We start from the raw sequence: 13,037 nt of genomic DNA, 5'->3' as shown, positions 1-13,037 counted from the left end.
CAACTTTCGTCTCGCTTAGTAAGTGTATCAAATAAGTAAAATGCTTAAGGAATTATCATGTCGAATATGACACCACGTGAAATAGTCAGTGAATTAGACAGCCACATTATTGGTCAAAGTGATGCCAAACGTGCTGTAGCCATCGCCTTAAGAAATCGCTGGCGCAGAATGCAGTTAAACGAAGAGTTACGCACCGAAGTTACCCCTAAAAACATTCTAATGATTGGTCCAACAGGGGTTGGTAAAACAGAAATAGCAAGGCGTCTGGCCAAACTTGCCAACGCTCCTTTTATTAAAGTTGAAGCAACTAAATTTACCGAAGTCGGTTATGTTGGTAAAGAAGTCGAAACGATCATTCGTGACTTGGCTGATATGGCAATAAAGATGACCAAAGAGCAAGAAATGGCTCGGGTAAAACATATCGCCGAAGAAGCCGCTGAAGAACGAATTTTAGATATATTATTGCCACCACCACGAGACGGTTTTGGCGCTGATGGAGCTACGGATAATAGTAGTACTCGTCAAGCTTTTCGCAAAAAGTTTCGTGAAGGTCAACTTGATGATAAAGAAATAGAATTAGATTTAGCTGCCCCACAAATGGGGGTTGAAATAATGGCTCCTCCTGGTATGGAAGAGATGACTTCGCAGCTGCAAAATATGTTTCAGGGCATGTCTAATGAAAAAACCAGTAAGCGTAAATTAAAAATTAAAGATGCTTTTAAAGCGTTGCAAGAAGAAGAAGCCGCCAAAATTGTTAACAATGACGATATCAAAGAAAAGGCTATTTATGCAGTAGAGCAAAATGGCATCGTTTTTATCGATGAAATTGACAAGATTTGTAAGCGTGGTGATAGCTCAGGTCCTGATGTTTCTCGCGAAGGGGTACAAAGAGACTTACTCCCACTGATTGAGGGCTCAACAGTAAGCACTAAGCATGGCATGATTAAAACAGACCATATTTTATTTATTGCTTCAGGCGCATTCCAGATGGCAAAACCATCTGATTTGATCCCTGAATTGCAAGGTCGATTACCAATTCGTGTCGAGTTACAAGCGCTAACTACCCATGATTTTGTTAGAATTTTGACTGAACCAAACGCATCATTAACTGAACAGTATATTGCTTTGTTGGCAACAGAAGGTGTACATGTTTCTTTTAGTGAAGATGGTATTCAGGCAATCGCTAATGCCGCATGGCAAGTTAATGAAAGTACAGAAAACATTGGCGCAAGACGCTTACATACTATGATGGAACGTTTAATCGAAGACCTATCATTTAATGCTGATAAGCGTGCTGGGGAAGTCATTATAATTGATCAAAAATACGTAGATGACACTATTTCTGAATTAGTTAAAAATGAAGATTTAAGCCGTTTTATTCTATAGAAAGAAAAGAGTAGGAAGTTAACTTCCTACTCTTTTAGCCAATATAAGCGCAGGAATTAATGAAAATCATTCAGTTTACGCTTGATCGCAAGCAAAAAAAATTAACCCTTAATTTTGATAGTAACCTTCAACTTAGTTTCTCCTTTGAATACCTAAGAGTATTTTCTCCTGTAGAAACGAAAGCTAAAAATGGCGTTAAAATACCAGAAGTGTTTCATAAAAAAGACGTGCTATTAACTGATATTGAACCGCTAGGTAAGCATGGCCACCGCTTAGTATTTGATGACAAGCACGGCGCTATTTTCACTGACCAAACATTCAAAAATCTCTTTGATAATTACGACATTAATTGGCAAAGCTATTGTTCAAGTTTAACCACAAGCCAAAATAGAGAAGCGTCGATTAGTTTTGTTGAAGTGAAATAAAATAGAATAAGTTAACACAAACATTCAAGATGGCTTTTATTTAGCGAACTTTGCCTAGTAATAACTAGACAGAGATAACGTTTTCTCTTGAAAACACCTGTTCGGTATCTTCAAGAGAAAAGTATATTTCTAAACTTTAAACTGACTCACTTCATTATTCAACACTGCCGCTTGCTGAGATAACTCTTCACTCATTTGTGCATTTTGATGAGATATTAGCCCGGCTTGTTCGGCGACGTCTCTTATCTCAACCACATGTTGATTAACTTCAGAAGCGACCGTACTTTGCTCTTGAATGGCTGATGCTATAGCTGTATTCATTTCCATGATGGTTGAAACATCATAGGTTATTTCTTCTAGCATTTTACCCGCTGAGCTTGCTTGGTCTGCGCTGTCTTGGCCTTGTGTTCGGCAAATAGCCATATGAGAAACAATTTCTTTGGTTCGTCCTTGTAATGAACTAATAATCGTTTCAATTTCTTGTGTCGAATCTTGAGTCCGACTGGCTAACGTTCTAACTTCATCAGCAACCACAGCAAAGCCACGCCCTTGTTCACCTGCCCTGGCAGCTTCGATAGCCGCATTTAACGCCAGTAAGTTTGTTTGCTCTGCTATGCCTCGAATAACATCTAATACTGAACCAATAGTATCGCTATCTTTAGCAAGTTCGTGCACTATATTTTCTGACTCTCTTAACTTTTCAGAAAGCTCATCAATTTTCGCAATAGTTTGCTCAACCCCTTCTTTACCACTAATCGCATTATTATTGGTTGCTTCAGCTTTACTCGCAGCGGCATTGGTATTATTAGCAATTTCATCAACGGTCGCAACCATTTGAGTCACCGCGGTAGCGACCATATCCGTTTGTTGAATTTGTGAGTCGACTCCGGCATTAGCAAGGTGAATATTTTTTGATAAACTATCTGTTGCTTCGTGCACAGTATCAACAGAAAGGTTAACGGCCGTAATTAAGTTTCTAAACTTACCCAGCATATTATTAAAAATAGTGGCCATTTCGCCGAGTTCATCATCACTGTGAGTAGATACGGTTAACGATAAATCCTGAGTATCAGCCACTTTTTTCATGGTCTCGTTTAGCTGATTTATGCTTAATAAAATACTTCTACTGACAAAAAAGGCAAAACTGATGGCAATAAGTAATATGCTAAAAAAGACACTGTAGGCAACCAAGTCAACAAATCTGGTGTGCTCAACAACCTCATTTTTACTCAGTAAAACAAGTTTATCTAAAATTTCATCCACTTGATGAACAGCGTTACGCATATCACCTTTTAAACCTTCTTTAGCGGTGAAACCAAGCCGTTTTTGTCCGGCAACAAAGTCTGTAAATGCTTGTTCATAGAGAGAGATATTATCAATAGCTTGTGATTTAGCATCACTGGATAAATCGCTTACGTTTATGTCTTGAACAAAAGAACTGGCATTATTATTCCAACGGTCGACGTATTTCGCATCAAGACGTAACATAAAGTCTTTCTCATTGCGTCTAAGTTGTAGCATATTGCTCAGCAATTTATAGTCACTATTACCAATCGACTCTTCAACTACATGAACAGCAGATCTTAATGAGCCGTATAGACCGTCGGTTGAAGATAAACCAAGATCTTTTTGTGCATCAACTAAGTCTTTAAAGAACTGTTGATAATCATTTAGCACAGCGCGAAGCTTATTTAATTCAGGAAGGTCTTTGCCTATCGTTTCGTAAGCTTGCTCAAGTGAACTAATATTTCTTATAAGCTCGGCATAATTTTCACTAAACGCCTCAAAATACTTGATATCTTTTCTAGCTAAAAAATCCTTTTCATTACGACGCAACTGTAAAATTTCGGTTTCGATATTGCCAATTTCTCGAGCAATTTTTATATCAGTTTCCAAAGACGACATAGTAAAATTAAGTAAGCCCAACATAAAGACCATTGATAAAACCAAAATACCGGTGTTAGCAATAAGCTTGTGCTTGATTAGCATAAAGGAGATCCTAAAAATATTAATAGATTGATATTTTTAGTATAGGTAGAAAATTAAAATTTGAAACAAATTTATATGTTTTTTTATATGAAATAATAAGATGATAATTATCGGGCAAAGTATTTTTTCAATGCTTCTTCGGGTATAGGTTTACTGATGTAATATCCTTGAACAGCATCACAGCCAATGTTGCGTAATACCCTTAGTTGTTCTTCGGTTTCAACTCCCTCGGCTAAAACACGCTTACCTAAACCATGAGAAAGCTCAACCATAGATTTAACAATCGTTAAATCTGAATCATTACTTGCGACTTCTTCAATAAAACTCCGATCAATTTTAATTTTGTCGATCGGCAGTTTACGCAGGTATGCCAATGAGGAATACCCTGTACCAAAATCATCAATTGAAACTTTTATGCCCATATTTTGCAAAATAACAATGGTATTCATTGCTGTTGCGATTTCAGTCATCACAACATTTTCGGTAATTTCTAAATCTAAACATCTTGGTGTTATTTGATATTTAAAAAGTAAGGCTTGGATATTTTCAATCAATTTTGGATCTTGAAATTCAACGGCGGTAATATTAACCGCTATGGTCACTCGTCGATGATATTCTTTTTGCAAACGTGCAATAGTTTGGCATGCTCGTTCAAGCACATAACTGTCTAGCTCACTAAGCAGGTTAAGCGATTCAATATCAGGTAAAAAACTTGCGGGTTGTAATAAACCACGTTCTTGGTGTTGCCAGCGAACAAGCGCTTCGAAGCCTTCTATACGATTATTTAATAAGTTAAGCTGTGGTTGAAAATAGAGTACAAATTCATTGTTTTCAAAACCATCGCGAATTTCTTTTTCCATGGCAAGTAATCTTCGACCATGCGATTGCATTCCCGTTTTATATTTAACCGTCGCCACATTTTGACTTTCAGCTTGCGCTAAGGCTAAATTAGCTTTCTGCAATAAATCTTCAGCTAATAGCCCATCCCCAGGATATAAACAATAACCAACAGAGCATTGTAATAATACTTTATGTTGTTTGATATGGTACGCCCGACTTATTAAGCCGTGTAAATGTTCTATTGCAGCCGCTTGTTGCTTTTCGTCAACACCATCAATAATAAAAGTAAAAGAATCACCACTTAATCGTCCAACCACCTGGGGTAAAAAAATACTTTCATCAAGTCTACGCGCTATTTCACCTAAAATAGCATCCCCAACCTTAAGCCCGTATGTATCATTTACAAATTTAAAGCCTTTAATATCTAGTAAAAAAACCGCTAAATTTTGTTGATTACAGGCGGTTTTTTCGATGATTAAAGGCAGTTTCTCCATGACTTGTTGTCGGTTTAACGCCCCGGTTAATGAATCGTGCTTACCTAAATATTGAGCCTTATTCATCGCAGAGGTCGCAATACTTCGCTCTGCCCCTTGCATCCAAATAAGCATAGTAAATGCTAATAAAGTAAAGGCACCCAAATCAAAATAAATCAGTACTTCTGCTAATGGCCTAAACCAATACTCATTGATAAGTACAATAGAAAGAAAGGAAAATAAAACGTACCTGCCCCCCATAATAAGACTATAAATAATAAAAATATGTGCAGAAAAATATTTTTTTGGCAAGTTATATAGATAAAAGGCCGTTAGCAATAAACTACAGCCCATCAAAAATGCAGGTAAACTCTCTCGCAGGTAAAAGCGGTTATAAACCTCGTTAACATCAAATCCATAGAGTAACGTTGCCGTTAGTGCGAACAAAGCACTGAGTATAAAGATGCTATTGGTGATTTTTTTAGAAATATTTTTTTTTGAAACTGCGCTATATATTCCGAGTAAAAGTGCGCAGAGATGAAAATAAAAACTAACTTGAATACCTACTGTAAGAAGAACTTTCTCTAAGGCGATAACACTGAGGTCGGTAAGTTGGGTTTCAATGGCAAGGCAAAGTTGATGGGCACTTAAAGAAAATAGGCTCACCGTCCAGTAGCTAACATACTGTCGACCTATCCCCCGATAATACAACAAAAAAAATGTAGCAAGTAAGCCAAAAACTACGGCTTCAACAGAAAATAATAGACCGTGATAAAAGTCTTTCTCACCTACCATGTTATATTCTCTATTAAGTTGCGGGCGACCATTAAATATTCTTTTGCTTAGCAATACAAGACAGTCGCTATTATTATTTGCTGATTATACGGTTATTTACCATTGAATATATTTCACACAACGTTTGTACATCGAGCTATACTAACAGCCAATCGATTAAATTTTTTCACACTTTATGTTTACTGTTGCCGTGAGCAAAAATTTAGTAGCATAGGTATAAGCATTCAATCATAGCATTAAGGAAAAATCATGGAATACAACACCTCAGAGCTTTGTAATATTTATGCCGACCTTATTGATGTTGTTGATCCTATCTTTTGTAATTATGGCGGGCGCAGCTCTTTTGGTGGTCAAGTTGTTACCATTAAGTGCTTTGAAAATAATGGTTTAATAGCACAAATTGTAGCGACAGATGGACGAGGAAAAGTACTTGTTATTGATGGTGGTGGCTCAACACGTAGGGCACTGATTGATTTTAACATTGCTGAACAGGCCGCTAACAATGCTTGGGAAGGAATTGTTTGCTATGGAAGTGTCCGCGACGTAGATGCAATAGAAGAACTCGACTTAGGTATTCAAGGCTTAGTCTCTATTCCTGTCGGTGCTAGCGACCAAGATATTGGCGAAAGTGATTTAGCAATAAACTTTGCTGGGGTAACATTTCTCCCTGAAGACCACATTTATGCTGACAATACTGGTATTATTTTGTCACCAGAGCCGTTAGACATTGAATAAATCATCTAGACTTTATATTCAGTAAGTTACGCCCACTGACTTAAATTGGGCTCACTTAGCTGGCTCACTATGTGGATATTGTTCGAGCCAACGTCGCGTCCAAATTTCAATTTCATCAAAAACAACCCCACGACTTAAATATCTACCCTGAGCATATTCACCACCCATTGATATAAATGCTTGTTCAATATTACTGTTATTAATTGAGGTGCCAATAAGGGGGAGTTTCATTGCCCGGGTTAAATTGATTAGCGCATTAATAATGGCCTTATCTGAGCTACCACTCTCAATATTATTATCACTATTACCCAACAAGCCACAATTAATTTTTACTTGATGGATACTCAGCTTTCGTAAGTATCGTAATGATTCATAGCTGCCTGAAAAATCCCCTATCGCGATCTTTATATTTAAAGATTTCAGCTGATCAATGATCGCTTTTGCTCTTTGGCTAGCAGATAAAATTAGCGCTTCTTTAAACTCGATAATTAAAGAATTTGTATTAATACTATATTCTTTAGCTTGCAAAACAATGTAGTCAATTAATGCCGGTTCAAGTAACTCTTTACTAGCAAAGGTAATGGTTACTGGCTTTTCAAAACCTACCTTTTGTAATTGAGCAATGGCCTTACATGCTTCAACAATCATCTGCTTTGTTAATAGATAGATATCGCCACTATGCTCAGCAATATCGACAAATTGGTTGAGTACACGCGGTGTTTGATCACCGCAATACCAATGCACCTCCATGTGAAAGCCTACTACTTTTTTATTTGCTAGACCTATTTGTGGTTGTAAATACCAATGTAATTTTTCATCGGCTATATCTTGTTTTAATTGTTCCATACGCTGTAATTGTTGTTCGGTATAGAGTGCACTATTGTGGTCAAAGTAACTGACAACTTGTTGAGTTTGTTCTGAAACGAGTAAGGCATCTTCAGCAAATGAAATAACCTCACTGACACTATGACTGTATTCACCCATATAAGCAGCACCAAAAGCCAATTCGAAATTGAGAGAAAAACTTTTAAAACTCATTGCACTGGGCACAGCAGCCATAAGCTCACGGCAAAGCTGATCAACTTTAGTATGGTCAGGATAGTTGTCAGTACTCAAATCTAGCACGACTAAAAAGTGTAACCCTTGTAGCCGAGCGATTTTTATCGGTGATTGTTCATCTGAAAAGTTAACTAATAAAATATTTTCAGCGACTTTTTTCTGTAAACAATACGCTAATTGTAATAATAAAATATCAGAATTATGGTGACCTAAAACGGTGTTAACCGCTTGAAAGTTTACCGGCTTAAAAACAATACTCACAAAGCGACTTTTAGGCTTCTGCTTTATAACATTGTCTAGTTTTTCTAAGGCTTGCTGATAACAGGGTAAATTTGTTGCTGGGTCTAACAAATATGCTGTTGATATTTTTTGACGAATATCATCGCTATTATTAAGTTCGACGCGAATGGCTTGCACTAAATACCAACAACCATTGACCAAAGCGGCTAGATAAGAAATAACGATTGCCGACACTAACCAAACAACACTGATAAAAGCATTTAACCACGCGAAAAGAATAACCACGAAACAAAGATGTATAAACCACTGTGCCGTTAATCTCACACTACTAGGCTCTTTAATTTTTTTTGATGAAAGCACCGTAACGCCAGCACATGCAAGTACCAGTAAACTTGCCGCCAGCCAGGCTAAATAACCATCAATATCGGGTAAAAACCATAAACTAAAAACAAAAGATACCGCTGTTGCGACAACAATAAAATTGATTAAATAATTTACTTTTTCTGCCGGTTGAGAATAAGTGCTTCGTAGCAAAAAAAATAACACCGAAGAAAAAATCATGGCTGATGAAAGTATCAATTCACTTTGATAGCTTTTTGGATAAGCCAAGGCATAAAGCATCAATAAAACACTCAGAGAAATCAGTAAGGGGTAACGAAGACGAATGTTTTTTAAGGGCTTAACTAAGGCGATAATTAATATAACAGGAAACATTAACCCCAAAACAAAGGCAATATTAAATTCAGTAAAAGAAAAAGAGGCGGCTTGTGCCGTACTCGAAAATAAAAACAAGCTTAACACTACCATCAAAAAACCAGTGAGTGATAAGCGCGTCGAGCGAAAGTGTTTCATATAAAGCCTTTTACCTAATGACAACAAACCTATACGATTGATGAGTTTAACTAGGAAATTAGATCAATTATTGCAATGCCAAACGGGGTTTATAGCTAAACACCATTAGACGAACCTGCGTATTGAAGTAGAACGGGTATATATTAAGACTAAGCAATATAGTGAAGTTTGTATAGGGTGTTTTTAACTAGGCTTATCGCAGAAAAAATTTTCGCCTGAATATAAGCCCATTTAATGAAATTAAATGGCTTTATTACCCGCTACAAATAATTCACTCAGTGGGTTTACGCCAAATTGATAACAAAGTTCCGCTGGTTGCTCTATATTCCACAAGGCAATATCTGCATCAAAGCCAAGCGCAAGCTGACCTTTATTAGCTAAACCGAGTGCTTTAGCACCATAACAAGTAACACCAGCTAGTGCTTCTGCCGGTGTTAATCGAAAGAATGTGCATGCCATATTAAGCATCAGTTGAATATTATGAATGGGTGAGGAACCGGGGTTTGCATCGGTAGCAATCGCCATTGGCACTTGATACTTGCGTAATAATTCCATTGGCGGTAATTGTGTTTCACGAAGAAAATAAAAGGCTCCGGGTAACAGTACTGCAGTCATGTCTGCATCTTTCATGGCTTTAATACCGGTTTCATCTAAAAATTCGATATGATCAGATGAAAGCGCATTATATTTTGCCGCTAATGCGGTAGCGCCTAAATTTGATAATTGCTCAGCGTGAACTTTTATCGGTAGATGATGCTTTTGAGCCGCAGCAAAGACACGTTCTGTTTGTACTAAACTAAAACCAATACTTTCGCAAAAAACATCAACCGCATCGGCTAATTTACCTTCGGCAATAATGGGTATCATTTCATCACAGACTAAGTCGACATATTCATCGGGATTATCTTTGTATTCAACAGGTAAAGCATGAGCGCCAAGGAAAGTCCGCTTAATAGTAACCGGCAGTTTTTCAGCTAACTGCCCTGCTACTTTAAGCATTTTAATTTCGTTTTCTGTATCAAGACCATAACCCGATTTAATTTCAATACTGGTCACACCTTGTTGATGTAATGCAGTTAACCTGGGTAAGGCACTGGCTAATAATTCACTTTCACTGGCTTTGCGTGTGGCAGATACTGTTGAGACTATGCCTCCGCCGGCATTAGCAATTTCTTGATAACTTTTCCCGAGTAAGCGCATTTCAAATTCATTGGCTCGGTTACCGCCATAAACGATATGAGTATGACAATCAACGAGTCCGGGCGTTAACCATTTGCCTTTTCCATCAATAACCCGTACTGATTTTTCATCATATGGGGGTAAAGAAGTTTCAGCGCCTAACCAAGCAATTTTACTTCCACTTATTGCTAAAGCACCATTTTCAATCGCACCATAGCTGTTAGCGCCATCAGTCATAGTCGCTAGATTTACATTAATGAAGAGAGTGTGCCAAGCAGAAGAATTAATCGTCATAATAGATCCAAAAGGTGATTTTAACGCTAAACTTTTAACCAGCGTTTATATCAAAAGATGGCGGCATTATAAGCGTAGTGTTTGATTGCTAATAACGCTACTTTACGCGATAGAGAATAGACAAGCAAGCTTGTATATACAACTATTGACATCAGCACTAATAAATGAGATTGTATATACAAGTTATAGCGTTAAGACGACAACAGTCTTATAAACAATAAACCTAGCGAATTAACATGACTAAAGTAAAAACAGCAAAATTTACCGTAATAAAGCAGCATATTTGCCAAAAAATTGAATCTGGCGAATGGCAACAACATGCAAAAGTCCCTTCTGAAAATGAACTCGCGGATCAATTTTCAGTAAGTCGTATGACAGCAAGACGTGCTTTACAAGAACTTACCGAGCAAGGACTATTGATTCGTTCGCAAGGCTCAGGCACTTTTGTTGCAACGTTTAAGTCACAGTCTTCGTTATTAGAAATTCGTAATATCGCTGATGAAATTCAAGAACGAGGTCATCGACATCACGCTAAACAGCTGACCTTGAAAGCGGTTGCTGTTAACGAAGAAATCGCTATTTTACTTAACTTAAAAACTAATTCAATTAATAGCGTGTCAGTTTTTTATTCTGAAGTACTGCATTTTGAAAATGATCAACCGATTCAACTCGAACAACGTTTTGTTAATAGCGACTTAGTAAAAAATTATTTACAGCAAGACTTCACGCAAATAACGCCTCACGAATATTTATCAAGTGAAGCACCATTAACAGAAGCAACACACGAAATAGAAGCTGTATTAGCAGAAGCCTATATTTGCCAATTACTTCATATAGAAGAATCAATGCCTTGTTTACAAGTGAAACGTCGTACTTGGTCAAGTAAAGGGGTGGTCAGTTTAGCGACCTTAACCTCTCCGGGTAATAAGTATCGTTTAGGCAGTCACTTAAAATTCTAAAGAAATAATCATCCTTTTTACAACCCATAGTTAGGAAAATATCATGACTATCGAAAATACCTCAATAGACCCAAGATTAGATAAAAGCCGAGTGATCAGAGCCGATCGTGGTAATAAAATTACCGCAAAAAGTTGGTTAACCGAAGCGGCTAAACGCATGTTAATGAATAACCTTGACCCTGAAGTTGCTGAACACCCGCAATCATTAGTGGTCTACGGCGGGATCGGCCGTGCCGCACGCAACTGGGCTTGCTATGACAAAATTATTGAAGTATTAAATCGTTTAGAAGATGACGAAACCTTAATGGTGCAATCAGGCAAGCCGGTTGGTGTATTTAAAACCCACTCAAATGCGCCACGTGTTTTAATTGCTAACTCAAACCTAGTGCCAAACTGGGGTAATTGGGAACACTTCAACGAGCTCGATAAAAAAGGCTTGATGATGTATGGCCAAATGACTGCGGGCTCGTGGATTTACATTGGTTCACAAGGTATTGTGCAAGGTACTTATGAAACCTTTGTCGCGATGGCTAAGCAACACTTTGGCGGAAGCGCTAAAGGTAAGTGGGTACTTACTGGTGGGTTAGGCGGTATGGGCGGTGCACAACCTCTCGCAGCAACTATGGCTGGTTTCTCAGCATTAGTGGTTGAATGTGATGAAACCCGAATCGACTTTCGTATAAAAACTCGTTATGTAGACAAAAAAGCAAAAACGCTAGATGAAGCTTTAGTCATGATCAACCAAGCATGTGCTAGAGGTGAAGCGATATCTGTTGGTTTATTAGGTAACGCCGCTGACGTTTTTCCTGAATTAGTAAAGCGTGGTATCACACCCGATGTAACCACAGATCAAACATCAGCACATGATCCATTAAATGGCTACCTTCCACAAGGTTGGACCATGGAATACGCAGCAGAGATGCGCTTAAAAGACGAAGCTTTTGTAGTAAAAGCGGCGAAAAAATCAATGGCGATACAAGTACAAGCCATGCTCGACTTACAAGCGGCAGGTTCTGCAACAACAGATTATGGCAACAACATTCGTCAAATGGCTTTAGATGAAGGGGTTACAAATGCTTTTGACTTCCCCGGTTTTGTACCTGCATATGTTCGTCCTTTATTTTGTGAGGGCATAGGTCCTTTCCGCTGGGTAGCATTGTCTGGCGATCCAGAAGATATCTATAAAACCGATGCAAAAGTTAAAGAATTGATCCCCAATAATCCTCATTTACACAATTGGTTGGATATGGCTCGTGAGCGTATCGACTTTCAAGGTCTACCAGCACGTATTTGTTGGGTTGGTTTAAAAGACCGTGCGCGTTTAGCGTTAGCCTTTAACGAAATGGTTAAAACTGGCGAATTATCTGCCCCCGTTGTTATCGGTCGAGATCACTTAGATTCAGGTTCAGTTGCTTCACCAAATCGAGAAACTGAAAGTATGTTAGATGGCTCAGATGCTGTTTCTGATTGGCCATTACTTAATGCCCTACTTTCAACGTCTGGTGGTGCTACTTGGGTAAGCATACATCACGGAGGTGGTGTTGGTATGGGCTTTAGCCAACATTCAGGTGTGGTTATTGTTGCTGACGGAACTGACGAAGCAGCACAGCGTATTGGCCGTGTTTTATGGAACGACCCTGCGACAGGTGTTATGCGTCATGCCGATGCGGGTTACGATATAGCCGTTGATTGTGCAATAGAGCAAGGCCTTGATTTACCTATGATTGAAGGCGCTAACGGTAAGTAACTTTTTCTTCGTGGCTGACGTAATGACTTAATGCAGCCACATTAAAGAAAACTCATTTAACGAA

General features: G+C 38.2%; 9 protein-coding genes. 5 read left to right on the top strand and 4 right to left on the bottom strand.

Annotated features, from left to right (window positions below):
• The first annotated feature begins 57 nt into the window (after positions 1–57).
• Together hslU and H4J62_RS06965 are read left to right on the top strand one after the other, a co-directional pair.
• The gene (gene hslU, locus H4J62_RS06970) at positions 58–1,386 is read left to right on the top strand and encodes an HslU--HslV peptidase ATPase subunit (RefSeq protein ID WP_070375003.1); all 1,329 of its coding nucleotides are present in this window, start codon (positions 58–60) and stop codon (positions 1,384–1,386) included.
• Between the two features lie 59 nt (positions 1,387–1,445).
• A complete protein-coding gene (locus tag H4J62_RS06965; RefSeq protein ID WP_182176480.1) occupies positions 1,446–1,811 on the top strand; it encodes a gamma-butyrobetaine hydroxylase-like domain-containing protein in 366 nt (121 codons plus the stop codon).
• Between the two features lie 129 nt (positions 1,812–1,940).
• On the opposite strand, the gene H4J62_RS06960 is transcribed toward H4J62_RS06965, so the two are convergent.
• Together H4J62_RS06960 and H4J62_RS06955 are read right to left on the bottom strand one after the other, a co-directional pair.
• A complete protein-coding gene (locus H4J62_RS06960) occupies positions 1,941–3,800 on the bottom strand; it encodes a methyl-accepting chemotaxis protein (RefSeq protein ID WP_182214760.1) in 1,860 nt (619 codons plus the stop codon).
• 107 nt (positions 3,801–3,907) lie between these two features.
• Positions 3,908–5,908 carry a bifunctional diguanylate cyclase/phosphodiesterase gene (locus H4J62_RS06955; protein ID WP_182214761.1) on the bottom strand — a complete coding sequence of 667 codons (2,001 nt, stop codon included), beginning with the start codon at positions 5,906–5,908 and terminating at the stop codon, positions 3,908–3,910.
• A 249-nt stretch (positions 5,909–6,157) separates the two neighbouring features.
• Between H4J62_RS06955 and rraA the strand changes: the two genes are divergently transcribed.
• Positions 6,158–6,643 carry a ribonuclease E activity regulator RraA gene (rraA, locus tag H4J62_RS06950; RefSeq protein ID WP_070375007.1) on the top strand — a complete coding sequence of 162 codons (486 nt, stop codon included), beginning with the start codon at positions 6,158–6,160 and terminating at the stop codon, positions 6,641–6,643.
• A 51-nt stretch (positions 6,644–6,694) separates the two neighbouring features.
• On the opposite strand, the gene H4J62_RS06945 is transcribed toward rraA, so the two are convergent.
• Positions 6,695–8,794: an EAL domain-containing protein gene (locus H4J62_RS06945; RefSeq protein ID WP_182214763.1), complete on the bottom strand. Its 2,100-nt coding sequence runs from the start codon at positions 8,792–8,794 to the stop codon at positions 6,695–6,697.
• 240 nt (positions 8,795–9,034) lie between these two features.
• The gene (gene hutI, locus H4J62_RS06940) at positions 9,035–10,267 is read right to left on the bottom strand and encodes an imidazolonepropionase (protein WP_182214764.1); all 1,233 of its coding nucleotides are present in this window, start codon (positions 10,265–10,267) and stop codon (positions 9,035–9,037) included.
• 236 nt (positions 10,268–10,503) lie between these two features.
• Here hutI and hutC point away from each other — a divergent pair, with 236 nt between their 5' ends.
• Positions 10,504–11,226, top strand: a complete 723-nt coding sequence (gene hutC, locus H4J62_RS06935) for a histidine utilization repressor (RefSeq protein WP_182214766.1) — start codon at positions 10,504–10,506, stop codon at positions 11,224–11,226.
• 64 nt (positions 11,227–11,290) lie between these two features.
• Entirely contained in the window at positions 11,291–12,973 is a 1,683-nt protein-coding gene (hutU, locus tag H4J62_RS06930) for a urocanate hydratase (RefSeq protein ID WP_310733506.1), read from the top strand.
• Positions 12,974–13,037 lie beyond the last annotated feature (64 nt).

The organism is Colwellia sp. BRX8-5, from assembly GCF_014077325.1.
GTDB lineage: Bacteria > Pseudomonadota > Gammaproteobacteria > Enterobacterales > Alteromonadaceae > Colwellia_A.
Note: the sequence above shows the minus strand (reverse complement) of the source record. Positions and strands in the feature narration are given on the sequence as shown.